This is a genomic window from Streptomyces sp. NPDC044921 (assembly GCF_056432865.1).
The window spans coordinates 175,666-201,949 of record NZ_JBWKIF010000015.1 but is presented as its reverse complement, the minus strand read 5'-3'; the positions used below and the strand labels follow the sequence as shown (position 1 = coordinate 201,949).

Below are 26,284 nucleotides of genomic sequence, written 5' to 3'. Positions count from 1 at the left end.
TATCGCCACAAACCCGGCATATTTTCATCTTGTCGGTTCCAGTTGGGCGTCCCGGCGTACGAGCGCCGCGTACCGGCCCTCCCGCCGCAGGAGTTCCTCGTGCGTACCGCGCTCGACGGCCCGGCCTCCGTCGAGGACGACGATCTGGTCGGCGCCCCGGACGGTGGAGAGCCGGTGGGCGATGGTGATCGTGGTGCGGTTCGCCGACAGGGCGTCGATGGCGTCCTGGACGGCGGCCTCGGTGCGGGTGTCCAGCGCGCTGGTGGCCTCGTCGAGGATCAGGACCGGCGGGTCGCGCAGGATGGTGCGGGCGATGGCCAGGCGCTGCTTCTCACCGCCGGAGAAGCGGTGCCCGCGCTCGCCGACGACGGTGTCGTACCCGTCGGGCAGGGACGCGATGTGGTCGTGGATCTGTGCGGCCTCGGCCGCCCGGTACAGCTCCTCGTCGGTGGCGTCGGGCTTGGCGAAGCGCAGGTTGTCGGCGACCGAGGCGTGGAAGAGGTACGTCTCCTGCGAGACGACGCCGACCGCGCGGGCCAGGGTGTCGAAGTCGAGGTCGCGGACGTCGATCCCGTCGAGCGTGACCCGGCCGCCGGTGACGTCGTAGAGCCGCGGCACCAGGTAGCCGAGGGTGGACTTGCCGGCGCCGGTCGGGCCGACGAGGGCGAGGCTGCCGCCCGCCGGGACGGTGAGGTCGATGCCGTCGAGGACCGGGGCGCCCTGGTCGTCGTAGCCGAAGGAGACGCGCTCGAAGCGGACCTCGCCCCTGATCCGGTCGAGGTGGACCGGGTCCGGGCGTTCGGTGATGTCGATCGGCAGGTCGAGGTATTCGAAGATGCGCTGGAAGAGGGCGAGCGAGGCCTGGATCTGCACACCGGTCGACAGCAGGCTGACGGCGGGGCGGAACAGGCCCTGCTGGAGCGAGACGAAGGCGACGATCGTGCCGATGGAGACCTCGGGGCCGCCCAGCTGGAGGGCCATGCCGGCGGTCCAGTAGATGACGGCGGGCAGGGCGGCCATGACGATCGTGATGACGGCCATGCGCCACCGGCCGGCCATGTTGGACCGCACCTCCAGGTCCACGAGTTCCTCGGACTCGTCGGCGAAGGACTTCGTCAGCGAGTCGGAGCGGCCCATCGTGCGGCCGAGCAGGATGCCGCTGACGGAGAGCGACTCGGTGACGGTGGCGGCCATGGCGGCCATCTGCTTCTGGCGCTGGGTGGTGATTCTCCGGCGTTCGTCGCCCACGCGACGGCTGATCCACACGAACACCGGGAGCAGCAGCAGCGAGACGACGGTCAGGCGCCAGTCGAGGACGACCATCGCGACGATCGTGGCGACGACGCTGGTGAGGTTCGAGACCAGGGACGTCGCGGTGGAGGTGACGGTGGCCTGCATGCCGCCGATGTCGTTGGCGATGCGGGACTGCACCTCACCGGTGCGGGTGCGCGTGAAGAACGCCAGGGACATGCGCTGCAGGCGGCCGTAGACCGCGGTGCGCAGGTCGTGCATGACGCGCTGGCCGACCGTCGTGGAGATCAGGGTCTGGAGCACGCCGAAGACGCTGGTGAGGACGGCGCTGAGGATCATGCCGAGGGCCAGCAGGCTGAGCAGGCCCGTGCGTCCCTCGGGGATGGCGACGTCGAGGATCTCCTTCAGCAGGAAGGGTGTGGCGACCGAGACCAGGGACGCGGCGCCGACCAGCAGGCCGACGATCGCGAGCCGGCCCCGGTAGGGACGGAAGAGCCGGAGGATGCGGCGGACCTGCCGGGGCTGTCCCTTCGCTCCGGCGGGTGGGGTCCAGGGGGCTTCGTGATCGGGATGCATGGGCTCCTTCGAGGGCGGTCGGGCCGGGAGGGACCGCGGCGGGCACGGCCCGGACGTCCGGCCGGGTCGGATCGTAGCTCATTGTTACCTATACTCACAATGAACGTCATCCTGATATTGTTCCCGTATGACCACGCCCGATTCGGACGGCCTGCTCGCCGAGCAGTTGCTGCGGCTCACCCGCCGGGTGCACCGCATCCAGAAGCGTCATCTGGAGCAGCGCGACCTCGGCATCACCCCGGCCCAGTCCCGGCTGCTGCGCACCCTCGCGCACTGGGGATCGCCGCCCCGCATGGCCGACCTGGCCGAGCGCCTGGAGGTGGTGCCGCGGGCGGTGACGACACTGGTCGACGGGCTGGAGGCGAGCGGCAAGGTGCGGCGGGTCCCAGACCCGGCGAACCGGCGGGTGATCCGCATCGAGCTCACGGACGACGGGCGGGCCGCGCTGCGCGAGCTGCGGGCGGCGCGCAGGTCGGCGGCGGAGGAGATCCTCGCGCCGCTGACGGAGGATCAGCGGGAGGCGCTCGGGGGGCTGCTGGACACGCTGATCGACGGCGCTCCTGTGAAGTCCTGCTGACGGCCCCGGACGACGGAACGGCAGCGGCCACCGCTTCGCGGTGCTCCAGCGGTGGCCGCGCCCGGTGTGCGAGAGGTCGGCCGCTTCCTGGGGGGACGCGAGCACAGAGGCCGGAGGGGACTTCCGCGGCCGCGGCACGACTCACGCCCCGTCAGCAGCGGTTGCGGTCCTCCGTCAGCACCCCCTGCACGGCGGTCAGCGTGCGGTCGTGGCAGCCCTGCGGGCCGTACGACCGGTAGCGCTCGCTGGTGGTCCCGACCGCGTGCCGCTGGTCCCGGGGCACGTTCGCCGTGTAGGTCGCGTCTCCGGTGTAGGTGTCGTCGAGCCGCGACCAGGCGGTGCGCCGGGCCCCGTGCGTCTCGACGGTCGTGGCACGGTCGCCGAGGGCCAGGACGGTGCGCAGCCGGTCGCCCGCGCCGAGGGTGGTCGTACCGTCCATCGTGTAGGTGCGGTGCGTGCGCGTGGTGCGGCCGTCCACCGTCACCCACTCGGCGTCGGTCCAGGTGGCGTCGAGGGCGTCGCGCGTCTCGCCGTCGGTCCAGCGGTGCGCGGAGGTGTGGGCGAGGGAGCGGGCGACGGTGGTGCGCACCCGGCCGTGCGAGGTGTCCACGTAACCGGCGACGGTCAGGCGGTGGCCGCCCTCGGTGTCCACCCGGTGCTCCCCGCCGGGCGTGTAGGCGGAGGAACCGGCCGGGTCGCCCTCCCGGTGCGCGGTGAGCCGCCCGGTGACCCGCGCGCTCCGCTCGTCCTGCCAGACGAGGACGTTCACGGGGGTGCTCCAGCCGGTCCGCCCCTCGGGTACGCCGACGACCGAGACTTCGACGCGGTGCGGGCGGCCGTCGTTGAGGATCCCGGCGAACGGGGTCAGGTCGTAGGTGACCGGCTTGATGTCGAAGGCGCGCGGGCCGGGGAGCACGTACCAGAGGAAGGGGTTGGACCAGCCGCCGGTCCACACGGTCGGGAACGGCGTGGCGATGCCCGCGAGCCGGCCGTCGACGCGGATCTGCACCTCGCGGTAGGGCCCGCGGCCGGCCTTGCAGGAGTACGGCGCCGGCTCGGGCACGGTCAGGTACCAGTACTCCTCGCAGCCACCGCCGGAGCCGGTCGCGTACACCTCGGCGACGACGCGTTCGCTGTTGCGCGGGGTGGTGAGGGCGGCGCCGCCGTCGAGGGTGAGGACCCGGTCGGGGTTCGCGGGGTCGGGGCGGCCCGGGTGGAAGGTCAGCGTGACCTCGACGTCGAGCACGCCGGTGTAGGTGTCGTCCACGACGTTCCCGATGAGCATCTCGACGTCCCGGCTCCGGCGGAAGGTGTCACCGTAGCGCGTGACGTCCTTCTCCACGGACCATTCGATGCCGTCGGGCGAGGGCTGTGGCGTCGAGGTGCGGAAGATCTCGACCCGGCCGACGTGGAGGTAGCCGAGCCGGTCGTACTGACGCCCCTTCACCCTGCCGTCGAGCCGCAGCACCACCTTGCTCCAGCGGTCGCCGCAGCCCTCGGGCGGGGTGTACCTGCCGCGGTACGGGGTGAAGTCGCGGAACCGCGCCTGCGCGACGGTGACCTCGCAGGACTTCCCCGGCGGCCGGTCGACGGGCGGGGCGGCCGTGACGGGGTCGTGCCAGTCGGTGCCGAACTCGGCGGGGACGCCGGCCGCGTGGGCGGGACCGGCCCCGAGGAGGGTGCTCGCCAGGAGCGCCGCTCCGGCAAGCATGGACATGACGATCCGACTCTTCATGGCGGTGTTCTACGGGGGGTGAGCCGCCCGCGCAACGCGCACCGGCCCGCCGGGGCGGCCCTGTCCCCGGCCGTGTCGGCCGGTTCCGTTCGGTGAGCGGAAAACCTGTTGCCGCCGACCACGTGGCGACGCGAACCTGTCACGGTTTGCTGCCTTCAGCCCTCCCCCCATCCCCCTGACACGAGCCACTGGGACGTCATGCAGATTCAAGACCTTCCATACCCCGACCCGGGCGTGCCCGACGCGCGTTCGGGGCCCCGACTCCTGTGGTGGCTCTTCCGCAGTCAGCTGGGCGGTCAGCTCAAGTCACTGGCCTGGGGCCTGCTGCACTTCGCCTCCGTCGCCGCGCTGCCGTTCTGCGTCGGCGTCGCCGTCCAGGCCGTCGTGGACCGCTCCGGCTCCCGACTGGCCCTGGCGGGCGGCCTGTTGGCGCTGGCCTGCGTCGGCAACGCGGTCGGCGACACCTTCCTGCACCGCACCGCCATCACCAACTGGATCACCGCGGCCGCCCGCGTCCAGCAGCTCCTCGCCCGCAAGGCGGCCCGGCTGGGCTCGGCGCTGACCCGGCGCGTCGCGGCCGGTGAGGTGGTCGCGGTGTCCACGGGTGACGTCGAGAAGATCGGCTGGTTCGTCGAGGCCCTGTCCCGGTTCACCGCGGCCCTCGTCACCATCGTGCTGGTCTGCGCCGGCCTGCTCGTCTACCAGCCGGCCCTCGGCGTGGTCGTCGCCGTGGGCCTGCCCGCGCTGGCGCTCGCCGTGCTGCCGCTGCTGCCCCGCGCCACCCGGCGCGCCGACGTCCAGCGCGAGAAGGCCGGACGCGCCACCGAACTCGCCTCCGACACCGTCGCCGGCCTGCGCGTGCTGCGCGGCATCGGCGGGGAGGAACTGTTCCTCGACCGCTACCGCCGCGCCTCCCAGGAGGTCCGGCACGCGGCCGTGCGCAGCGCCCGGATGTGGTCCCTGATCTCCGCGATCCAGGTCCTGCTCCCCGGGCTGCTGCTCATCGCCGTCGTCTGGCACGGCGTGGGGCTGGCCCGCGAGGGCCGCATCACCGTCGGCGAACTGGTGACCGTCTACAGCTCGGTGATGGTCCTCACCTATCCCCTGCGGCACTTCGAGGAGATCGCCATGGCGTACTCCTTCTCCCGGCCCTCCGCCACGCGGGCGGCGGGCGTGCTGTCGCTGGAGCGGGCCACGGACACGGCCGGATCGCGCGCCGCCGAGGTCCCCTCGGGCGATCTGTACGACCCCCGCACCGGGCTGCTCGCGCCCGCCGGCCTGCTGACGGCCGTGGTGTGCGGCGACCCGGACGCGGCGGGCCTGCTGGCCGAGCGGCTGGGCGGGCACCCCTCGCAGGAGGACGTGTCGGTGCTGCTCGGCGGAGTGCCGCTGGACGACCTCCCGCTGGACAGCGCCCGCACGGCCGTCCTCGTCCAGGACAAGGACCCGGTCCTGCTGTCGGGCACGCTGCGCGAGTTGCTGGACGTCCCCGCCTCGGGCGGCGTCCCGCCCGAGGCGGCGCTGACGGCCGCGCAGTGCGACGACGTGCTGGCGGCGCTGGTGCAGGGCTCGGTGGACGCGGCCGACCCCATGGACGCCCGGATCACCGAACGCGGCCGGTCCCTGTCCGGCGGTCAGCGGCAGCGGCTCGCGCTCGCCCGGTCGCTCGTCACCGACCCGGAGGTGCTCGTCCTGGACGAGCCGACCTCGGCCGTCGACTCGCACACCGAGGCACGGATCGCCCAGGGCGTACGGGAGCTGCGTGCCGGGCGCACGACCGTGGTGTTCGCCTCCTCCCCGCTGCTGCTGGACCGCGCCGACCGGGTGGCGTTCCTGCACGAGGGCGAGGTCGTGGCGGTGGGCGCCCACCGCGAGCTGGTGCACACCGAGCCCCGCTACCGGGCCGTGGTCACCCGCGAGACGGACGGCGAGGCCGCGCCGGTCGGTTCCGTCGCCCTGAAGGACGTCCTGCACGAACTGGAAGAAATCGAGGAGAAGGCATGATCGGCGTCGCGCCCCCGGCGTACGACCCGGCCGCCCCGACGACGGCGAGCACCCTGCCCGTCGGCGCCCCGGCGACCGTCCGCGCGTACGTGGCCGAACTGCTGCGGCGGCACCGCCGGGCGTTCCTGCTGCTGATCGCCGTCAACACGGCGGCCGTGCTCGCCTCCATGGCCGGTCCGTGGCTCCTGGGCGGGCTCGTGGAACGGGTCTCCGGCGGGGTCCGGGAGCTGCGGCTGGAACTCACCGCCGGGCTCTTCGTGGCGGCGCTCGTCCTGCAGGCCGTGTTCGTCCGTCAGGTGCGGCTGCGCGGCGCGGTGCTGGGCGAGCGGATGCTGGCCGACCTGCGCGAGGACTTCCTCGTGCGGTCGGTCGGGCTGCCGCCGGGCGTGCTGGAACGCGCCGGGACCGGCGACCTGCTGTCCCGCATCACCACGGACATCGACCGGCTGGCCAACGCGATGCGCGAGGCCGTGCCGCAGCTGTCGATCGGCGTGGTGTGGGTGGTCCTGCTGATGGGCGGACTGGTCGTCACGGCACCGCCGCTGGCGCTCGCCGTGCTGCTCGCGCTGCCGCTGCTGATCGCCGGCTGCCGCTGGTACTTCCGGCGGGCACCGGCCGCCTACCGCTCGGAGGCCGCCGGGTACGCCGCGGTGGCCGCCGCGCTCGCCGAGACCGTGGACGCGGGCCGGACCGTGGAGGCCCACCGCCTCGGCGAGCGCCGCGTCGCCCTGTCGGAGCGGCGGATCCGGGAGTGGACGGCCTGGGAGCGCTACACGCTCTGGCTGCGGTCGGTGCTCTTCCCGGTCGTCAACGTCACCCACGTGACCGTGCTGGCCTCGGTCCTGCTGATCGGCGGCGTGTTCGCCCTGCACGGCTGGATCGACGTCGGCCAGCTCACCACCGGCGCGCTCATCGCGCAGATGCTCGTCGACCCGGTCGGCATGATCCTGCGCTGGTACGACGAGCTGCAGGTGGCGCAGGTGTCGCTGGCCCGGCTCGTCGGGGTCCGGGACATCGAGCCGGAGGCCGGGGACGCCGCGGTGGTGCCCGAGGGACGCCACGTGCGCGCCGACCGGGTGCACTTCGGCTACCTGGAGGGCGTGGACGTCCTGCGCAAGGTCTCCCTGGAGGTCGCGCCCGGCACCCGGCTGGCCCTGGTCGGCCCCTCCGGCGCGGGCAAGTCCACGCTGGGCCGGCTGCTCGCCGGGATCTACGCGCCACGGGACGGCCGGATCACGCTGGGCGACGCCGAGCTGTCCCGGATGCCCGCCGAGCGGGTCCGCGCGCACGTGGCCCTCGTCAACCAGGAACACCACGTCTTCGTCGGCTCCCTGCGCGACAACCTGCGGCTCGCCCGGACCGGCGCGGTCGACGCCGAGCTGTGGGCGGCCCTCGGCGCGGTCGACGCGGACGGCTGGGCCCGGGCCCTCGACGACGGCCTGGACACCGAGGTCGGCTCGGGCGGTCTGGCGCTCACCCCGGCACAGGCCCAGCAGATCGCCCTGGCCCGCCTGGTACTGGCCGACCCGCACACGCTGGTGCTGGACGAGGCGACGTCCCTGCTCGACCCGCGTGCGGCCCGCCACCTGGAGCGCTCCCTGGCCCGGGTCCTGGACGGCCGCACCGTGATCGCCATCGCGCACCGGCTGCACACCGCGCACGACGCCGACGTCATCGCGGTCGTGGAGAACGGACGGATCAGCGAGCTGGGCAGCCACGAGGAGCTGGTCGCGGCGGACGGGGCGTACGCGGCGCTGTGGAGGTCCTGGCACGGCTGAGCTGGCCGGGACGGGGCCGGGGTCCGGGCGGCCTTCCGGACGGGTCGGGGACGGGTCCGGGTCTGGGTCCGGGCCGTCTACCGGACGGGACTGGGAGAAACCTGGGAGGGATCTGGGCGGCGTCCCAGGCGCGCCGAGGAACGAGGACGAGGCCGTCCCCCGGATGGGCCGGGGACGGATTCGGTCCCGTCTCCATAACGGGCCGGGACGGATTCGGACGGCCTCCCAGGTGCGCGGAGGGAGGAGGACGGGCCCGTCTCCATAACGGGCCGCGGCGGATCCGGGCGGCTTCCCAGGCACGCCGAGGGAGGAGGACGGGCCCGTCTCCATAACGGGCCGCGGCGGATCCGGGCGGCCTCCCAGGCACGCCGTGGGACGAGGGCGGGCCCGCGAGAAACCGTGGCGTTGCGGGGTCCCGAGGCTCGGTGGAAGGCTGGAAGCAGGCACCGGCTCGGGGAACGCCCGAGGCCACTGGTCCCGGGCAGCGCCAGTGCCGTGCGGCGGCGGCCCGGCGCGGGCCCCGGTGAGACGGGCCCGTCCCCACCCCCTGGAGGTACCCGTGAACAGCTCCGGCGGCTGGGGGGACGACGTCTACCAGCCGGATCAGGACGAGCAGAGGGAGGACACGGGGCTGCTCGACGCCGAGGACACCCTGGAGTACGACGGCGTCGACGATCCCCTGGACCGGGGCTGGTCCCCGCCGGAGCGGCCGTGGGCCGTCGAGCACCTCGGGGTGACGGCGGCCGAGCGGCAGCGGGGCGAGACGCTGGACCAGCGGCTCGCCGAGGAACTGCCGGACACCGTCGCCCCGGACGGCGACGGTCTCGGGGACTGCGCGGGCAGCGACGGGGAACTCCTGGACAACGAGGTCGGCGCCGCCCGCTCCGGCCGGCTCGTCGCCCCCGACGAGGGTGCCCACGAGGACGAGGAGGCCGCGCTGGTCGCCACGGACGTGGGCATCGACGGTGCCGCGGCGTCGGCCGAGGAGGCAGCCGTCCACATCGTCGACGAGGACATCCTGCCCGGTTGACCGCACCGGGTGACCGCAGAACCGACCCGAGCCGCCCGAGGAGCATCCATGCAGCAGGACAAGCACCCCGACTACCACCCCGTCGTCTTCCGCGACCGTGCCGCCGGCTACGCCTTCCTCACCCGGTCCACGGCCACCAGCGACCAGACCATCGAGTGGGACGACGGCGAGACCTACCCGGTCGTGGACGTGGAGATCTCCTCGGAGAGCCACCCCTTCTACACGGGCAAGGCCCGCACGGTGGACTCGGAGGGCCGGGTCGCGGCCTTCGAGCGGCGGTACGGCAGCGGCTGAGCGCCACGCCCCCGGCCCTGTTGCGTCCCCGGCTTGCGGCCGGCGCTCAGATCACGTTGAGCGCCGCCGCGCAGCCCACCCCGCCCAGCAGCATGAACGCCGGCATCAGCACCCTGAGCTCGACCCAGCTGCCCGCCCGGAACCGCATGAACTTCGGCGGGCCCACCGGGTACCAGCGCTTGCGCCCCACCGGGATGGGCCACAGGATCGGGCAGCCGGAGACGGTCAGCGCGTCCCCGATGTCGTGCACGATCGCACCCAGCACCACCGGCAGCCCCAGCCACAGGTACTCCTGGCCAGGCGCCGTGAACAGCCAGTCCGCGCCGTTGCCCGGCTGGTCCAGCGTGCCCGCGAGGATCCACGCCGTGGTCGCGGCCAGCAGCCACACCAGGACGTCGGCGCTGGAGCCGCGGGTCGCCCGCCACAGCAGGCCCTCGATGGCCAGGACCAGGTGCACGAAGAGGATCGCGAGCACGCCCCAGCGGTCACTGGTGATCGCCACGGCCGAGGTGCCCACGCCGATCAGGACCGCCCACAGCCAGGTGTGCGTGAGCGTGCGGTGCCCGCCGGAGCGGCGCGGGTCGCCCTGCTTCTTCGTGGCCTTGTAGACGGCGTACGACAGCTTGTCGACGATCTCGCACAGCCAGCGCGACAGCGGCCCGAAGGCCCGGGAGATGGTGGCCGCCTTGTGGTCCAGGTCCGGGGCGAGGGCGGCTCCGGCGCAGACCAGGGCGCCGACGAGGAGGACCGGCCAGGGCATCGGCTGCCCGGCGGCGGCCGCGGCCGCGCCGACGCCGAGCCAGGCGGCGGCGCCCGACAGTGAGTGTGCTGGTCCCATCATGGCCGTGGCCCGCCCCATTCCTCGTGTGCCGCTGTCCAGTTGACCGGGTGCGCTGACGCGTCGTCGGCGCCCCAGCGTAGCGTTCGTGATCTTCCGGGCCGCAGCCGATTCCCGCATCGGGCACCGGGCCAGGCAAGATGGGGGCGTGACCCTCATCGATCAGCTGCCGCCGACCGCCGACCCCGACGCCTTGTACGAAGCCTTCGAGTCGTGGGCCGGCGAGCGGGGTCTCACGCTCTACCCCCACCAGGAGGAGGCGCTGATCGAGGTGGTCTCCGGCGCGAACGTGATCGTGTCGACGCCCACCGGGTCCGGCAAGAGCATGATCGCGGCGGGCGCGCACTTCGCGGCCCTGGCGCGGGACGAGGTCACCTTCTACACGGCGCCGATCAAGGCGCTGGTGTCGGAGAAGTTCTTCGAGCTGTGCAAGATCTTCGGCACGGAGAACGTCGGCATGCTCACCGGCGACGCCTCGGTCAACTCCGACGCCCCGGTCATCTGCTGCACCGCCGAGGTCCTCGCCTCGATCGCGCTGCGCGACGGCAAGGACGCGGACGTCGGCCAGGTCGTGATGGACGAGTTCCACTTCTACGCGGAGGGCGACCGCGGCTGGGCCTGGCAGATCCCGATCCTCGAGCTGCCGCAGGCGCAGTTCGTGCTGATGTCGGCGACGCTCGGCGACGTCTCCTTCTTCGAGAAGGACCTCACCCGCCGCACCGGCCGTCCGACGGCGGTGGTCCGCTCGGCGACCCGCCCGGTGCCGCTGTCCTACGAGTACCGCTACACCCCGCTCACCGAGACGCTCACCGACCTGCTCCAGGCCCGGCAGGCGCCCGTCTACATCGTGCACTTCACGCAGGCGCAGGCCGTCGAGCGGGCGCAGGCGCTGATGAGCATCAACATGTGCTCGAAGGAGGAGAAGGAGCAGATCGCCGAGCTGATCGGCAACTTCCGCTTCACCACCAAGTTCGGCCGCAACCTCTCCCGCTATGTCCGGCACGGCATCGGCGTCCACCACGCCGGCATGCTGCCCAAGTACCGCCGCCTGGTGGAGAAGCTCGCGCAGGCCGGCCTGCTGAAGGTCATCTGCGGCACGGACACCCTCGGCGTCGGCGTGAACGTGCCCATCCGCACGGTGCTCTTCACGGCCCTCACCAAGTACGACGGCACCCGCGTGCGCACCCTGCGGGCCCGGGAGTTCCACCAGATCGCGGGCCGTGCCGGGCGGGCCGGGTACGACACGGAGGGATTCGTCGTCGCCCAGGCCCCCGAGCACGTCGTAGAGAACGAGAAGGCCCTCGCCAAGGCCGGTGACGATCCCAAGAAGCGCCGCAAGGTCGTCCGCAAGAAGGCTCCCGAGGGTTTCGTCGCCTGGTCGGAGCAGACCTTCGACAAGCTCATCGCCTCCGAACCGGAGCCGCTGACCTCGCGGTTCCGGGTGACCCACACGATGCTGCTGTCGGTGATCGCCCGCCCCGGCAACGCCTTCGAGGCGATGCGCCGGCTGCTGGAGGACAACCACGAGCCGCGCAAGCAGCAGCTGCGGCACATCCGCCGCGCCATCGCCATCTACCGCTCCCTGCTGGACGGCGGAATCGTCGAGAAGCTCGACGAGCCGGACCCCACCGGCCGGATCGTCCGGCTCACCGTCGACCTCCAGCAGGACTTCGCCCTCAACCAGCCGCTGGCCACGTTCGCGCTCGCCGCGTTCGAGCTGCTCGACCCCGAGTCGCCGTCGTACGCGCTCGACATGGTGTCCGTCGTGGAGTCGACCCTCGACGACCCGCGCCAGATCCTCGCCGCCCAGCAGAACAAGGCGCGCGGCGAGGCCGTGGCCCAGATGAAGGCGGACGGCGTCGAGTACGAGGAGCGCATGGAGCGCCTCCAGGACATCACCTATCCCAAGCCGCTGGAGGAGCTGCTCTTCCACGCGTACAACACGTACCGCAAGAGCCACCCCTGGGTCGGCGACCATCCGCTGTCGCCGAAGTCAGTCATCCGGGACATGTACGAACGGGCGCTGTCCTTCACGGAGTTGGTGTCCCACTACGAGCTGGCCCGCACCGAGGGCATCGTGCTGCGCTATCTGGCCAGCGCCTACAAGGCCCTCGACCACACCGTCCCCGACGACCTGAAGTCCGAGGACCTGCAGGACCTGATCGAGTGGCTGGGCGAGATGGTGCGCCAGGTCGACTCCAGCCTGCTGGACGAGTGGGAGCAGCTCGCCAACCCGGAGGAGATGACCGCCGAGGAGGCCCAGGAGAAGGCCGACGAGGTCAAGCCGGTCACCGCCAACGCGCGCGCCTTCCGCGTCCTGGTCCGCAACGCCATGTTCCGCCGCGTCGAGCTGGCCGCCCTCGACCAGGTCGAGGAACTGGGCGAGATGGACGCGGAGTCCGGCTGGGACGCCGACGCCTGGGGCGAGGCGATGGACAAGTACTGGGACGAGTACGACGACCTCGGCACCGGCCCCGACGCCCGCGGCCCCAAGCTGCTGCTCATCGAGGAGGAGCCGCAGAACGGGCTGTGGCGGGTCCGGCAGATCTTCCACGACCCGAACGGCGACCACGACTGGGGCATCAGCGCGGAGATCGACCTCGCCGCCTCGGACGCGGAGGGCCGCGCGGTCGTGCGCGTCACCGACGTCGGCCAGCTGTGACCGGCCGGACAGCAGCGAGCACAGGAGCATCCCACCCATGACGACGAACCCGGCCGACAGACTCGTCGACCTGCTCGACCTGGAGCAGATCGAGGTCGACATCTTCCGTGGCCGCAGCCCGGACGAGTCCCTGCAGCGGGTCTTCGGCGGACAGGTGGCGGGCCAGGCCCTGGTCGCCGCCGGCCGCACCACGGAGGGCGACCGCCCCGTGCACTCGCTGCACGCCTACTTCCTGCGCCCCGGCCGCCCGGGTGTGCCGATCGTCTACCAGGTGGAGCACGTGCGCGACGGGCGCTCCTTCACCACCCGGCGGGTCACGGCCGTGCAGCAGGGCCGCACGATCTTCAACCTCACCGCCTCCTTCCACAAGCCGGAGGACGGCAGCTTCGAACACCAGCTGCCTCCGGCCCGCACGGTCCCCGACCCCGAGTCCCTGCCCACGGTCACGGACGAGATCCGCCAGCACTTGGGCGCGCTCCCCGAGCAGCTGGAGCGGATGGCCCGCCGCCAGCCCTTCGACATCCGCTACGTGGACCGGCTGCGCTGGACCGCCGAGGAGGTCCAGGGCGCCGAACCGCGCAGCGCCGTGTGGATGCGTGCCGTCGGACCGCTCGGCGACGACCCGCTCGTGCACACCTGTGCCCTGACCTACGCCAGCGACATGACCCTGCTGGACGCCGTCCGCATCCCCGTCGAGCCGTTGTGGGGGCCGCGGGGCTTCGACATGGCTTCGTTGGACCACGCGATGTGGTTCCATCGCCCGTTCCGCGCGGACGACTGGCTGCTGTACGACCAGGAGTCCCCCATCGCCGTCGGCGGCCGCGGTCTGGCCCGCGGCCGGATCTACGACCGCGACGGCCGGCTGGTGGTGTCGGTCGTGCAGGAAGGGCTCTTCCGGAAGCTGGGCTGACGCCCGGGCGCCGGCCCGGCCGGACGGTTCCGATCGCGCCCGCGCCGTGATCCGGCGACCATGGCAGGAGGCGGCCCAGCCGGCGTCACGCGCCCGCCGATCCGGGAGGTGACCACGCTGCACACCGTGCTTCCCGTGCTGTTCGCGGTCTGCGCGGCCCTCAGCAACGCCGTCGCGACGGTGTTGCAGCGCAAGGCGGCGCTGTCCGTGCCCCGCTCCGAGGGCCTGCGGGCCGGGCTGATGCTCGATCTGCTGCGTCGGCCCGTCTGGCTGGCCGGCATCCTCGCGGTGATCGGCGCCGCCGTCTTCCAGGCGGTGGCACTGGCGACCGGCCCGCTGACGATCGTGCAACCGCTGTTCGTGCTGGAACTGCCGCTCACGCTGGTCGTCGCCTCGCTGCTGACGCGCCGGCGGCTGCCGGGCTCGGGCTGGCTGGCCGTGACGGTCGTGGTGGCGGGGCTTGCGGTCGCGCTCGCCGCCGCCTCCCCCTCCGGCGACCGCACCCATGTGGAGCTGGACCGCTGGATCCCCGCGCTCGCCGTGTGCGCGGGCGCGGTCGCCGGTCTGGCCCTGGCGGCCCTCAAGCGTCCGGAGGGCCGGGCCCGGGCGGCCTGCCTAGGTGCCGCGACGGCCATCAGCTACGCGGTGACCGCGGCGCTGATGAAGGCGGCGACCCACATCCTCGACGAACAGGGGCTCGTCGGTTTCCTCACCACGTGGCAGACGTACGCGTTCGCCGCGACCGGGGTGTGCGCGCTGTTCCTTCTGGAACACGCCATGCAGGCCGGCCCCCTGGTCGCCTCCCAGCCCGCGCTCACCCTCGGCGACGCCCTGGTGAGCCTCGCCCTCGGCATCCTGCTGTACGAGGAGACGGTCCGCTCCGGGTGGTGGCTGCTGCCGCAGCTGTTCGGTGTCGCACTGATCGCCGCCGGGGTCCTCGTCCTGGCGCGGATCCCACTCACCCAGTCCCTGGTGGCGCCGGACGAGGAGCGCCGGACGGTGGACGCGCCGTGAGTGGCGGACCGCTGGATCAACGCCGTGCGGGTGTCGGCGGGGCGGGTGCCGGTGCGGTGGGTGCCGGTGCGGTGGATGCCAGCTCGGCGGGTGCCGGCGCGGCGGGTTGCTTCGTGCCGGGTTCACGTGTGGCTTCCCTTCCGTGTTCCTTGATGCCGACTGGCCGGGCCGGCCGGGTAGACCTGGCTGGCCGGGCGCCGCTGTAGTACGTCCGGTTCGTCTCTCGGAGTGCCGCGTCGGCTGTGGGCCCTGGGAGGGGCGGTGGGGACTGACGTGCTCCCGGCAGATCGACGGCTTCTGCGCCGCAGTCGTCCGATCAGACCGGTCGGCTTCCGGACAGCGAGGGGCGTCGGCTTCGGGACGGTGCGGGGCGTCGGCTCCCCCGGGCGTGGTGTCGGCTGCGGTACGGCGGAGGGCGTCGGCTCCGTCGCAGATGGTTCCGGTCCTACGGCCGGGCTCGGGTCCAGGGTCGGCTCCGGCGCCGGGCGTAGGGACGGGCCTTGCCCGCGGGCCGTCTCCATCGTGTGGGCCAGGTCCGCGCGGAACCAGGCGACCTCGTCCGGATCGCTCGCCGTCATGAGCCGCTCGGCCAGCTCGGCGGCAGGTGAGCCGGGTGCGCCGTGGGCGGACAGGCGGGGACGGAAACGCTCCAGGTGGGCCCGCTCACGAGGATCCTCGACGACTTCCGCCACATCCGCGGGCGCGAGGAGGCCGGCCACGGCTGCCGCGCGTGCCCACGGATCGTCGCCCGCCTGCCGCAGCAGGAACCCGCTGTGGCGTCCCCGCCAGTTGCGGGGGCGACGGTCCAGCCCCGCCTTCAGCCCGCCCCGGATCTCCGCGGGCAACCGCCCGGACAGCAACCGGGCGTTGCTCGCCTCGGCCGCGAACTGCCGGAGTTCTTCGGCCAGATACAGCCAGACGACGGTCCTGTACCGGTTCACGTAAAACCTGACCGGAACGAGCAGGCCGTAGCGGGCCAGGTTCGTGAACCTGGTGGGCGCGATCTCCAGGAGTGCGGCGCCCTCGTTGGTGCCGGTGGTCCGGACGCGCTCCCGGAGTCCGTCGGGGAAGTCGGCGGCAGCACGCAACCGGTCAAGTTCAGCGCGTGCGAGGCGTCGGCCCCCGCCGCCCTCGTCCGGGACGGTCCTCACGAGCCCCAGGCTCACCGCGAGGTCGAACTCGCCCGGCTTGAGGCCTAGTTCGCGTGCGGCCCGGCTCGGGCCGAGAGTGGGATCGTCGGTCTTCGCGATCGTGCCTGACATGGTGGTCTCCCCCGTGGAGTCAGCGGCTCCGGAACGTGCATGGTCACGATGTGTGTGTCGCCAGCAGGCGTCATGGCCATGCGGCGGTAGCCGTGTGCTGCCGCTCTGTGCGGTCGCCGTGTGCGGTCGCCGTGTGCGGTTTCGTGAAAAGACCGTAGCCGGTTCCGACCGCCACGCGCCGAGCCTGTGGATAACTCCACGGGGAAGAAAAACGCGCAGGTCAGACGCCTGTGTCCGGCTTCCGTTCGGGCTGGCGGGCATCCACGTCGAGGTGCTCGCCCACCCGGTTGACCAGAAGCGTCATCTCGTACGCGATCTGGCCGATGTCGGCCTCCGCACCGCTGAGGACGCACAGACAGCTGCCCGCGCCGGCCGCGGTCACGAAGAGCACCGCGTCGTCGAACTCGATCATCGTCTGGCGGACGCCGCCCGCCCCGAAGTGCCGTCCCGAGCCCTTGGCCAGGCTGTGCAGACCGGACGACACGGCCGCGAGGTGCTCGGCGTCCTCGCGGCGCAGTCCGGTACTCGCGCCCGTCACCAGGCCGTCGTTGGACAGGACCAGTGCGTGCCGGACCTCGTGGACGCGTTCGGTCAGGTCGTCCAGCAGCCAGTCGAGTCCCTGGTTCTGCGCCATGTCCCGATCTCCCCGTTTTCTCCCCGTACGAATCTCCTCCTGGCCGGAGGATCTCCACGCCAGCCTTCCCCAGGACCGCGGTCGGGGCAAGGAGGATGGGAGCCATGGCAGAGAAGATGACCGACGCGCAATGGCGGGAGTTCGTCTCCTACGGCACTCGGACCGGAAAGCTCTCCACGGTCCGGTCCGACGGCAGTCCGCATGTGGCTCCGGTCTGGTTCGTGCTGGACGGGGAGGAACTGGTGTTCAACACCGGCAAGAGCAGTGTCAAGGCGCGCAACATCGCCCGGGACGGCCGGGTAGCGCTGTGCGTGGACGACGACCGGCCGCCGTACTCGTTCGTCGTGCTGACGGGGCGTGCCCGGGTCTCTGAGGACCTCGACGAGGTGCGGCACTGGGCCACCCGGATCGGCGCCCGGTACATGGGTGAGGAGCGCGCCGAGGAGTTCGGCGCCCGCAACGGCGTCCCGGGCGAACTCCTCGTACGCGTCAGCATCGACCGGGTCCTGGCGGAGCGGAACGTCGCGGACTGACCACGCGGCCACCGCGGTCAGCCCACCGGGTCGACCCACCGGGTCAGCCCACCGAGTCGAGGAGCCGGGCGGTGTGCATCCGCCCGGCGTACTCGACGAGCCGGATCAGCACCTCCTTACCCGAGTCGCGGTCCCGCGCGTCGCACAGCACGACGGGTGCGCCCCGGTCGAGGTCGAGGGCACGGGAGACGTCCGGTGCGCCGTGCCGCCGGGCGCCCGCGAAGCAGTTGACGGCCACCACGAACGGGATGCGCCGGTGCTCGAAGTAGTCGACGGCGGGGAAGCAGTCCTCGAGGCGCCGGGTGTCCGCGAGGACGACCGCGCCGAGCGCCCCCTGCGACAACTCGTCCCACAGGAACCAGAACCGGTCCTGGCCGGGTGTGCCGAACAGGTACAGGGACAGGTCGGAGCGGATGGTGATGCGCCCGAAGTCCATGGCGACGGTCGTGGTCGTCTTGTGATCCACGCCGTCGGTGTCGTCCACCGACCGGCCCGCCTCGCTGAGCTGTTCCTCGGTGCGCAGCGGCCGGAACTCGCTGACGGCGCCGACCAGGGTGGTCTTCCCCACCCCGAATCCCCCGGCGACCAGTACCTTCAACGCCAGTGCGGCGCTCTCGCCGTCCACGGCGTCGGTTTGCTCGGAGACCATTGATCACTTCTCTCGGGAGTACGGCAAGGGGTGACGTGCCTGCGGGCAGGACGCGGGTGCAAGCGGCTGTGTCTCCGGGCCGGCCTGGTACGTCCGCCGTCATGGCGTAGGGACGGACGGGCGGGACCACCTCGTTGTCGTACACGCCCCCGGCTGCCCTGCGCCTTGCGGGTGCCCTGCGCCTTGCGGGTGCCCGTCACGTCCTCGGTCGTCTGCGCGGACCGCCCCTCCCGTCTCATCCGGCGGCGCACCGACGCGGGGCGCCGTGCCGAGGTGCTCGCCGACGCGCTCGACCCGGCCGGCGCGCACGACAGCGCGGAGGGCAGCCACCCCAGGACGGCGTGGTCCAGGTGTTCCATGGCCCTGGGCCACTAGACCCGGAGCAGGCGCGCGAAGGGGGCGCATTCCGGAAGTCGTTGGAATATGACGCGGCGGTGCACCGGAACGATCGGGTCACGCTCGAACGTGCGCGCTGAGGCGTCATCCCTGCCGGTGAGGGATCATGCGGTGCATGAGCGACGACCAGACGCGTGTCCAGGAGTTCTTCACCGCCCGCGCCGCCGACTGGGACTCCCGGTTCCCCGACGACGGCCCGGCCTACGCCGCCGCCGTCGCGGAGCTCGGGCTGCGCGCGGGAGACCGTGTGCTCGACGCCGGATGCGGCACCGGACGCGCCCTGCCGCCCCTGCGGGCCGCCGTGGGGCCCTCGGGCGTCGTGCTCGGGGCGGATCTGACCCCGGCCATGCTGCGGGAGGCCGTGCGAGCCGGACGCGACCGTGACGGGACGCTGCTGCTCACGGACGTCGCCGCGCTGCCCTTGCGCACGCGGTCCCTGGACGCCGTGTTCGGGGCGGGGCTCATCTCGCACCTGGCCAGCCCCGCCGAGAACCTCCGGGAACTGGCCCGTGTGGTGCGCCCCGGTGGCGTGCTGGCGCTCTTCCATCCGATCGGCAGGGCCGCTCTCGCAGCCCGCCACGGCCGCCCGCTCACCCCGGAGGACCTGCGCGCCGAGCCCAACCTTCGTCCGCTGCTGGCCCGGTCGGGGTGGCGTCTGACGTCGTACGTCGACGAAGACTCCCGTTTCCTGGCCCTGGCCGTCCGCGAGGACTGAGTGTTCCCTCAGCCCGCCTCGACGCCCGGCGCCCCCGCGTGCCGCACCGGGCAGCCCCGTACGCCCGGTACCGGTCGTGTCCCCAGCTCGGCGAGTTCGTACCCGTTCGGGTATCCCTTGATCTCCCGGTTCTGGCGGGCGAAGTGCGGGGCGCGCCGGGGCGGCAGCAGCCGGACGGCACGTCACCTCAGCCATACCGCGCGACGCACCCACGCGCGCGTGCCGGCGCCGGGCGGGCTGTAACGGAACGCCTCCAGCAGCGAGTCGTCGAGCAGCGAGAGGGTCGTGGTCCGCAGCAGCGGCGCCAGCGGTCGCGGGTACCAGGAGGCCATCAGGGCGAGCGTGGCGTCCGAGACGCGGCGGGCGTCCGGGTCCCAGGCGAAGTGGGCCGCCTCGTAGTCGTCGAGGCAGGTCTCGAACTCCTCGTACGTCTCCGGGACGTCCTTGATGCCCATGTGACGGCCGAGGGTGCGGTAGTGGACGACGCTGGCGACGGTCTCGTGGCGGGACATCCGGCGCCAGCCGTAGGCGTCGATCCATCGTTTCGGCATCACGACGAACGTGCAGAGCACGTAGCGCATGTCCTCGTCGCTGATGTCGTAACTGCGGTGCATCTGGTTGATCCGTCGGATCGCGGTCCGGCCCTGCTCGCTGCCGAAGCCGTGTTCGACGATGGCGTCCAGGAGCAGTGAGGTGTCGTCGTAGCGCTTCTGCGCGCGGTCCGTGAGCTCCGCGGTGCGGGCGAGCAGCCGGCCGATGCTCGGAACGGCGTAGGTGCGGTACAGGGCGAACTCCAGGGAGCGGGCGAAGTCCCAGGGGAACTCGTAGGCCACACTGAGCCGGTAGATCTCCGTGGCCTCGCGGTACGGGTCCATCGCGCGGATTCGTTCGAGCCGTTCGTACCGCTTCACCGTGCCGTCCCCCTTCTGCCTCCGGACCTCCAACCCTACGTTGGTGACCGGGAGATGGACGGTGAGCGGGACGGCGCGGCGCGCAGGGGGAAGGTGGTCAGCATGTGGGACAGGGTCCGTAAGGCCGGTGGAAGAGTCGCTGGTGCGCTGCGGCCGGAACCCAAGGCGGGCGGCGGTGAGCGACCGCACAATCTCTTCGAGGCCGCGGCCGTCTACGTCGCGGCGAACGCGCAGGACGACCGGGAGCGGGCCGACGAGGCGGCCGGCTGGGTGTCGCCGGAGGCGCTGTCGTTCGGGGTGAACGAACTGGCCTGTCGGGCCGTGGTCGCGCTGGCGCGTGAGCGGGGCGAGTCCCCCGGGGCCGTGGCTCGTGAGCTGCTGGGGCTGCCGGCGGCGTGACGGATCGGGCGCCGGACGGCCGATTCGCCCCTGTCCGCCGGAAAACTGCAGCTCCGGGTGCGGTTGCGAGGTCGTGACAAGCGGCTTCCGCGCGCACTAGGGTGCGCGCCGGTGGACGAATGGATGGGGAGGCTGGGATGGCCGGGACGGACGAGGACGCCGTCGCCGCCGCGGACGATGCGCTCTATGTGCTCACGGCGGTGCTGCTGACGCCGGCGAAGTTCCCGAGTGTGCTGGGCGACGACTATCCGGAGGCGTGCGCGGCGCTCGGCCTCGCACCGCTGGCCGACGGCTACGGCCTGGTGCTCGGCCAGGACGGCGAGGGCGCCCGGTGGACCGTGGTCATCGACGATGTCTCCCTGGTGGCGGTCGCGATCGCGTCGTGGGACTGCGGCATGGAGTACGAGCTGTCACCCGACGAGCGCACGGTGGTCGCGGCCCTGCCGGGCTGGCCCCTCGCTGTCGCGGTCGCGGCGCCCGGTGTGCCCGCGCCGCACGATCCCGGCCCGGAGGCCGACGACCGGCCGCCGCTGGCTCCGCCGGACACCAGTGTGTGGGGTCCGGCTCAGCGGCGCCTGGGCGCGGACGAGATCGCGCTGCAGTGGACGACGTGGCGGGAACAGGTCGACGACACGGCCTTCGCGCAGCCGGGGCCGACGGCGGCGACGGGTGGCACGGGCGGGGCCGCCGATGGCCCCGGCCACGGAGGGGAGGGCGGGCGGCCGGGCCACAGCGGCATCCGGCGCGTCCTGGCGGAGGCCCGCACCTACATCGACTCGCCACCGCCCCTGGGCCGGGTCCGCTCCTCCTTCGCACCGGGTGACGCGCGGACCCTGCGGGCCGACGGTCCCGGCTGGTCGCTGGTGGCCAGGACCGACGACATCGCCTTCGTGCTGCTGGACGAGGAGCCCGGCGAGGTCCTGCCGGTGGGCCGGGGCCCGGAACTGCCGGGCCTCCTCGCGGCGCTGGACAAGATGGCCGTACGGCCGAACTGATCGGCCCGGACGATCAGCTATCCGGCGGGTCGGCGCTCCGGCCAGTCGGTTCGCCGGGCGGCCCTCGCCGGGCGATTGGCTCTCCCGAGTGATTGGCCCGCCCGAGTAATTGGGTCGCCCGAGCGATTGGCTCGCCGGGTGACTGGCAATCAAGCGGTCGGCGATACCGCGCACGGCGACCGGACGATCAGCGGCCCAACTCCTTGCGGGTGACGCGGCGCAGCCTGCGCCGCTGTGCCGGATCCAGCGTGAGGTAGGCGGCGGCCGGGACTCCGAGGATGATCAGAAGCGCGGCCCACCAGGGCAGCCAGATCAGCAGGATGAGCCCGGCCGCCACACCGCCCGCGGCGGCTTGGCGTTCTTCGACATGACTGTCGCCTCCTTCGCGGCCACTGCCGCTCTCTGATCTGAGAACGGGCCCGCGCATCCAGCGGTTCCGACGCCGCCCCTGACACATCCCTGAGTCGCGGCCCCTAGGCGACCCTGAGAAGAGGCACTGCTGCGGCAGAACACCGCGGCGCACGCTCGCGCATCCATGGTGGCCCATCTCACATCCCCACCCCACCTCTGCAGCCCGAAAGTGTTGTACTCTCGGCGACTCCGACTCCACTAGTCAAATTTGAGGAATCAGCCATAGCCGCGCAGTCGACTTCCCCGGCACCCTCCTCCGACGTCTCCGAACTGACTCACTGCCACACGGTGTTCCTGCCCGGTGACCCGGCCCGCACCGGCGCTGTCGCTTTCTGGCGATCGGACGGCGCACCCGCTGCGGCCGTCTCATCGACGTCCGTCACGTCGGCGGCGTCCGTCACGTCGGCGTCCGTCACGTCAGCGGTCACATCGGCGTCCGTCACGGATCTGACCGTCGCCGTGCCGGGCCGCGACGGGGTCGAGGCGGTGAGCGTGTCCGCCGTGCTGATGCCGGTGAGCGCGGCCCTGCCGCTCCTCACCCACGCACGACTGACCGGACAGGGCCACCGTGCCACCGTCTTCTGGGGCGCGGCCGCCTTCCAGGCCCTGCACCTCGTGGCGCGGGGCCTGCTGCTGCCGGGGCTGTCGCCGGGCGACCACGACGCCTGGCGGGCGGGCCCGCTGGGCGCCCAGGACATCGAGGCCCTGCGCCGCCTCGCCGCCGCGATGCCGCCCGAGGCACACGCCGTGCCGCTGCCGGGCGACGGACCCCTGCGGCTGCCCGAACCGGAGCAGCTCCTGCGCGCCTTCCTCGACGCCGTGGCCGACAGCCTGCCCCGTACCCCCGCGGCGCACTTGGTGACGGGCGCTCCCGCCTACGCCTCGAAGGAACCGGTACACCTGCCGGCACTGCGCCCCTGGGCCGCCGATGTCGCCGCCGGTCTCGACGCGGGCGTGCGGCTGTCGCTGCGCGTAGAGGCACACGGACTGACCGGTACGGCCGGAAGCGGCCCCACCGAAACCACCGACGCCCGCACCACCGACGCCGAGGCCGCGCACCCCACGACCGCGCACCCCAAGACCGAAGACCCCAAGACCCAAGACCCCGAGACCCAAGACCCCGAGACCGCAGACTCCGAGGCCGCGGACCTCGAGACCGCGGACCTCGAGGCCGCCGGCGCCGCCGTGACGTTCCGGGCCGTGCTCCAGGTGCACGGCGTGAGCGACCCCGCGCTCGTCGCGGACGCCGCGGACGTCTGGGCCGGTACCGCGGACGAGGCCCTCGGCCCCCGCGCGCGGATGGACTCCCTGCTCGCCCTGCGCCGGGCCGCCCGGGCCTGGGCACCGCTCGCGCCCCTGCTGTCGGCGGCCGTGCCGGACGCGGTGGAACTCGCCGACGACGAGGTCACCGAACTCCTCGGCACGGGCGCCCGCGCCCTCGCGGCGGCCGGCGTGGAGGTGCACTGGCCCAGGGAACTGACCCGCGAGCTCACCACGCGCGCGGAGGTGGGACCTTCCGGCGACGAGCGGGACACCGGCCGCTCCACGGTAGCCGTGCCGTCGTTCCTGTCCGCCGACGCGCTGCTCGCCTTCGACTGGTCCTTCGCAGTGGGCGACCGGGAACTGACCCGCGCGGAGCTGGACCGGCTCGCCGAGGCCAAGCGCCCGGTGGTGCGGCTGCGTGACCAATGGGTGCTCATCGACCCTCGGGAAGTGGCGCTCGCCCGCTCCCGGCAGGACCGCAAGGTCACTCCGGTGGAGGCCCTGGGCACTGCCCTGACCGGCTGGACCGAGGTGGACGGCCGCCGGGTCGAGGTCCGGCCCACCGGCTGGCTCGCGGCGCTGCGGGAGCGGCTGGCGGACCCGGAGGCACAGCGGCCCGTGGCGCAGCCGGCCGCCCTCGCGGCGACCTTGCGGGACTACCAGCGGCGGGGCCTGAACTGGCTCGCGAGCATGACGTCGCTCGGCCTGGGCTGCTGTCTCGCCGACGACATGGGTCTCGGCAAGACGATCACGCTGATCGCGCTGCACCTGCACCGGCAGACCGACACGCGGTCCGCCGGTCCCACGCTGGTGGTCTGTCCGACTTCCCTGATGGGCAACTGGCAGCGGGAGATCGAGCGCTTCGCGCCCGGCACGCCGGTGCGGCGCTTCCACGGCCCACGCCGTGACCTGGCGGGCCTCGCCGACGGGGAGTTCGTGCTGACCACGTACGGCACCATGCGGCTGGACGCGGTCCGGCTGGCGGAGGTGGACTGGGGCATGCTCGTGGCGGACGAGGCCCAGCACGTGAAGAACCCGTACTCCTCCACCGCGCGGCAGCTGCGTTCCATCGGGGCACGCGCGCGCGTGGCGCTCACCGGCACCCCGGTGGAGAACAACCTGTCGGAGCTGTGGGCGATCCTGGACTGGGCGACCCCGGGACTGCTGGGCCGGCTCGCCACCTTCCGCAGGCGGTACGCGGAGGCCGTCGAGGGCGGTCGCGACCCGGCCGCCGCGGACCGCCTGGCCCGGCTCGTACGGCCGTTCCTGCTGCGCCGCCGCAAGTCGGACCCGGGGATCGCGCCGGAGCTGCCGCCGAAGACGGAGACCGACCACGCCGTGTCGCTCACCGCCGAACAGACGGCCCTGTACGAGGCGGTGGTGCGCGAAGCGCTCGCGGACATCTCCGGCGCCGACAGCATGGCGCGGCGGGGCCTGATCGTGAAGCTGCTCACCGGCCTGAAGCAGATCTGCAACCACCCGGCGCAGTACCTCAAGGAGGAGCGGCCGGTGATCTCCGGGCGCTCCGGAAAGCTGGAACTGCTGGACGAGTTGCTCGACACGATCCTCGCCGAGCGCGCGGGCGTACTGGTCTTCACGCAGTACGTGCGGATGGCCCGCCTCCTGGAACGGCACCTCGCAGCCCGCGGCACGCCGTCGCAGTTCCTGCACGGCGGGACGTCCGTCGCCGAGCGCGAGGCCATGGTCCAGCGCTTCCAGGACGGTGAAGTGCCCGTGTTCCTGCTGTCCTTGAAGGCGGCCGGCACCGGCCTGAACCTCACCCGGGCCGAGCACGTCGTGCACTACGACCGCTGGTGGAACCCGGCCGTCGAGGCGCAGGCGACCGACCGCGCCTACCGGATCGGGCAGACCCGGCCCGTGCAGGTGCACCGGATCATCGCGGAGGGAACCATCGAAGACCGCATCGCGCAACTGCTGGTCCGCAAGCGGGAACTGGCGGACGCGGTCCTCGGCTCCGGCGAGGCGGCGCTCACGGAACTGACCGACGCGGAACTGGCCGACCTGGTCGCACTGCGAGGGGGATCGCGATGACTCGGTACGACGGTGACTCGAACGGTGAGCCGGAGCGCACGTTCGCGGCGCTGCCGCCCGCGCACGGGCGGGGCTTCGCACAGACCTGGTGGGGACAGGCGTGGCTGAAGGCGCTGGAGGACACGGCGCTGGACTCCGCGCAGCTCAAGGCGGGGCGCCGGCTCGCCCGCGCGGGAGCGGTCGGCGCCGTGTCCGTGCGCCCGGGCCGGCTCACGGCAGTCGTCCAGGACCGCGACCGCACGGCGCACCGGGCCGACGTCCTGCTGGAGAGGCTGTCTCCCGGGCAGTGGGACCGCCTTTTGGACATGGCGGTGGAGCGGGCCGGGCACGTGGCGGCGCTGCTGGACCGGGAGATGCCGCCGCACCTGGTCGAGGACGCGGCGGCGGCGGGCGTGGAGCTGCTGCCCGGCCTGGGCGACCTGGAACCCCAGTGCGACTGCGGAGCCTGGGACCACTGCGGGCACACGGCGGCGCTCTGCTACCAGGTGGCACGACTGCTGGACCAGGACCCGTTCGTCCTGCTGCTGATGCGGGGGCGGGCGGAGGACGGCCTGCTGGGCGACCTGCAGAACCGCAGTGGCGCGTCCCCCGCGCGGTCCGCCGGGCCGCAGGGCGTGGACGCCGCCGAGGCCTACGCCGCCGGTGACATCCTGCCGTCGCTGCCGCGACTGCCCGCTCCGCCCGACGAGCCCGGTGTGCCGCCCTCCCTGGACGCCGAGACGGCGCCCGCGCCCGGCGTCGACCCTGCAGCGCTGGAGTTCCTGGCCGCGCGGACGGCGGGACGGGCCCACCATCTGCTCGGGGAGGCACTGCGGGGAACCTTCGGGGAGGTGCTGACACCCGCGCAGGACGCCGTGCGGCTGGCCGCGGGCGAAGCCGGGCCGGAGACGGCCGGGCCCAGGACGGCCGCCCCGCAGGAAGCCGCTCCCGTCCGGGGCGTGGCGGACCGTCTCGCCGACGGCTCGGGACGCGGCCGGGAAGGTCTGGCGGTGGCCGTGCGCGCCTGGCGCCACGGCGGTGCGAGGGCACTGGCCGTCCTCGACGAGGAGTGGCGGGTGGAGGGCGAAGCGCTCGCACGCGCGCGTGCCGCCCTGGAATCGGCCTGGGACGCGGACGAGCGGCCCCGACTGCGAGCCCGGGCCAACCGGTGGACGCTCGTCGGCGCGCCGGTCCAGCTGCGCCTCGGCCGGGACGGCCAGTGGTGGCCCTACCGCAAGGAACGCGGCCACTGGGCGCCCGCGGGAGCAGCCGCCCCGGATCCCGCGACGGCACTGGTATCGGCGCTCGGATCAGCGGAATCCGGCGGTGCGGAACTCACCGGTGCGGAACTCACCGGTGCGGAAGTCGCCACTGACGCAGCAGGGCCGGGTTCAGGGCAGTGACGCACACACCGAG

At 73.0% G+C, this 26,284-nt stretch carries 21 protein-coding genes and 2 pseudogenes; 15 read left to right on the top strand and 8 right to left on the bottom strand.

The window, feature by feature from the left end; genetic code table 11:
• Positions 1–24: 24 nt before the first annotated feature.
• A complete protein-coding gene (locus AC07DA_RS23975; RefSeq protein ID WP_479130234.1) occupies positions 25–1,827 on the bottom strand; it encodes an ABC transporter ATP-binding protein in 1,803 nt (600 codons plus the stop codon).
• A 127-nt stretch (positions 1,828–1,954) separates the two neighbouring features.
• Here AC07DA_RS23975 and AC07DA_RS23970 point away from each other — a divergent pair, with 127 nt between their 5' ends.
• Positions 1,955–2,404: a MarR family winged helix-turn-helix transcriptional regulator gene (locus AC07DA_RS23970; RefSeq protein WP_479130233.1), complete on the top strand. Its 450-nt coding sequence runs from the start codon at positions 1,955–1,957 to the stop codon at positions 2,402–2,404.
• A gap of 151 nt (positions 2,405–2,555) precedes the next feature.
• Here AC07DA_RS23970 and AC07DA_RS23965 read toward each other — a convergent pair whose 3' ends face one another.
• The gene (locus AC07DA_RS23965; protein ID WP_479130232.1) at positions 2,556–4,139 is read right to left on the bottom strand and encodes a peptide-N4-asparagine amidase; all 1,584 of its coding nucleotides are present in this window, start codon (positions 4,137–4,139) and stop codon (positions 2,556–2,558) included.
• 198 nt (positions 4,140–4,337) lie between these two features.
• Here AC07DA_RS23965 and AC07DA_RS23960 point away from each other — a divergent pair, with 198 nt between their 5' ends.
• From AC07DA_RS23960 to AC07DA_RS23945, 4 genes are all read left to right on the top strand, one after another.
• Entirely contained in the window at positions 4,338–6,143 is a 1,806-nt protein-coding gene (locus AC07DA_RS23960; protein WP_479130231.1) for an ABC transporter ATP-binding protein, read from the top strand.
• A complete protein-coding gene (locus tag AC07DA_RS23955) occupies positions 6,140–7,921 on the top strand; it encodes an ABC transporter ATP-binding protein (RefSeq protein ID WP_479130230.1) in 1,782 nt (593 codons plus the stop codon). Before AC07DA_RS23960 ends, AC07DA_RS23955 begins: the two co-directional genes overlap by 4 nt.
• Positions 7,922–8,480: 559 nt before the next feature.
• Complete coding sequence (locus tag AC07DA_RS23950; RefSeq protein WP_479130229.1) at positions 8,481–8,951, top strand: DUF5709 domain-containing protein; 471 nt, start codon at positions 8,481–8,483, stop codon at positions 8,949–8,951.
• 48 nt (positions 8,952–8,999) lie between these two features.
• A complete protein-coding gene (locus AC07DA_RS23945) occupies positions 9,000–9,245 on the top strand; it encodes a type B 50S ribosomal protein L31 (RefSeq protein WP_031114907.1) in 246 nt (81 codons plus the stop codon).
• A gap of 46 nt (positions 9,246–9,291) precedes the next feature.
• Here AC07DA_RS23945 and AC07DA_RS23940 read toward each other — a convergent pair whose 3' ends face one another.
• Positions 9,292–10,086 (bottom strand): metal-dependent hydrolase, encoded by a 795-nt coding sequence (locus AC07DA_RS23940; RefSeq protein ID WP_479130228.1) that lies wholly within the window; start codon positions 10,084–10,086, stop codon positions 9,292–9,294.
• A gap of 145 nt (positions 10,087–10,231) precedes the next feature.
• Here AC07DA_RS23940 and AC07DA_RS23935 point away from each other — a divergent pair, with 145 nt between their 5' ends.
• The 3 genes from AC07DA_RS23935 (at position 10,232) to AC07DA_RS23925 (ending at position 14,669) form a co-directional block, all read left to right on the top strand.
• The gene (locus AC07DA_RS23935) at positions 10,232–12,745 is read left to right on the top strand and encodes a DEAD/DEAH box helicase (protein ID WP_479130227.1); all 2,514 of its coding nucleotides are present in this window, start codon (positions 10,232–10,234) and stop codon (positions 12,743–12,745) included.
• A 37-nt stretch (positions 12,746–12,782) separates the two neighbouring features.
• Positions 12,783–13,655 carry an acyl-CoA thioesterase gene (locus AC07DA_RS23930; protein ID WP_479130226.1) on the top strand — a complete coding sequence of 291 codons (873 nt, stop codon included), beginning with the start codon at positions 12,783–12,785 and terminating at the stop codon, positions 13,653–13,655.
• Between the two features lie 117 nt (positions 13,656–13,772).
• Positions 13,773–14,669, top strand: coding sequence for a DMT family transporter (locus tag AC07DA_RS23925; protein ID WP_479130271.1), 897 nt, complete (start codon positions 13,773–13,775; stop codon positions 14,667–14,669).
• Between the two features lie 122 nt (positions 14,670–14,791).
• Here AC07DA_RS23925 and AC07DA_RS23920 read toward each other — a convergent pair whose 3' ends face one another.
• On the bottom strand, positions 14,792–15,931 hold the full coding sequence (locus tag AC07DA_RS23920; RefSeq protein ID WP_479130225.1) for a DUF6397 family protein: 1,140 nt from the start codon (positions 15,929–15,931) through the stop codon (positions 14,792–14,794).
• Positions 15,932–16,151: 220 nt separating this feature from the next.
• On the bottom strand, positions 16,152–16,565 hold the full coding sequence (locus AC07DA_RS23915) for a roadblock/LC7 domain-containing protein (RefSeq protein WP_479130224.1): 414 nt from the start codon (positions 16,563–16,565) through the stop codon (positions 16,152–16,154).
• 104 nt (positions 16,566–16,669) lie between these two features.
• Here AC07DA_RS23915 and AC07DA_RS23910 point away from each other — a divergent pair, with 104 nt between their 5' ends.
• Positions 16,670–17,098 carry a PPOX class F420-dependent oxidoreductase gene (locus AC07DA_RS23910; RefSeq protein WP_479130223.1) on the top strand — a complete coding sequence of 143 codons (429 nt, stop codon included), beginning with the start codon at positions 16,670–16,672 and terminating at the stop codon, positions 17,096–17,098.
• Between the two features lie 43 nt (positions 17,099–17,141).
• Here the strand turns inward: AC07DA_RS23910 and AC07DA_RS23905 are convergent, their stop codons facing one another.
• A complete protein-coding gene (locus AC07DA_RS23905; protein WP_479130222.1) occupies positions 17,142–17,747 on the bottom strand; it encodes a GTP-binding protein in 606 nt (201 codons plus the stop codon).
• A 183-nt stretch (positions 17,748–17,930) separates the two neighbouring features.
• On the opposite strand from AC07DA_RS23905, the gene AC07DA_RS23900 reads away from it, so the two are divergent.
• Together AC07DA_RS23900 and AC07DA_RS23895 are read left to right on the top strand one after the other, a co-directional pair.
• A complete protein-coding gene (locus tag AC07DA_RS23900) occupies positions 17,931–18,122 on the top strand; it encodes a hypothetical protein (protein WP_479130221.1) in 192 nt (63 codons plus the stop codon).
• Between the two features lie 136 nt (positions 18,123–18,258).
• Positions 18,259–18,858 (top strand): class I SAM-dependent methyltransferase, encoded by a 600-nt coding sequence (locus tag AC07DA_RS23895; RefSeq protein WP_479130220.1) that lies wholly within the window; start codon positions 18,259–18,261, stop codon positions 18,856–18,858.
• A gap of 8 nt (positions 18,859–18,866) precedes the next feature.
• Here AC07DA_RS23895 and AC07DA_RS23890 read toward each other — a convergent pair.
• A pseudogene (locus tag AC07DA_RS23890) lies at positions 18,867–19,769 on the bottom strand (oxygenase MpaB family protein).
• A gap of 102 nt (positions 19,770–19,871) precedes the next feature.
• Between AC07DA_RS23890 and AC07DA_RS23885 the strand changes: the two are divergent.
• Positions 19,872–20,168 (top strand): hypothetical protein, encoded by a 297-nt coding sequence (locus AC07DA_RS23885; RefSeq protein ID WP_479130219.1) that lies wholly within the window; start codon positions 19,872–19,874, stop codon positions 20,166–20,168.
• 137 nt (positions 20,169–20,305) lie between these two features.
• Positions 20,306–21,163: a hypothetical protein gene (locus AC07DA_RS23880; protein WP_479130218.1), complete on the top strand. Its 858-nt coding sequence runs from the start codon at positions 20,306–20,308 to the stop codon at positions 21,161–21,163.
• A gap of 187 nt (positions 21,164–21,350) precedes the next feature.
• On the opposite strand, the pseudogene AC07DA_RS23875 reads toward AC07DA_RS23880, so the two are convergent.
• Positions 21,351–21,532, bottom strand: a pseudogene (locus AC07DA_RS23875) (hypothetical protein).
• Between the two features lie 264 nt (positions 21,533–21,796).
• Between AC07DA_RS23875 and AC07DA_RS23870 the strand changes: the two are divergent.
• Complete coding sequence (locus tag AC07DA_RS23870; RefSeq protein ID WP_479130270.1) at positions 21,797–24,889, top strand: DEAD/DEAH box helicase; 3,093 nt, start codon at positions 21,797–21,799, stop codon at positions 24,887–24,889.
• Positions 24,886–26,271, top strand: a complete 1,386-nt coding sequence (locus AC07DA_RS23865) for an SWIM zinc finger family protein (protein WP_479130217.1) — start codon at positions 24,886–24,888, stop codon at positions 26,269–26,271. Before AC07DA_RS23870 ends, AC07DA_RS23865 begins: the two co-directional genes overlap by 4 nt.
• Positions 26,272–26,284: the final 13 nt, after the last annotated feature.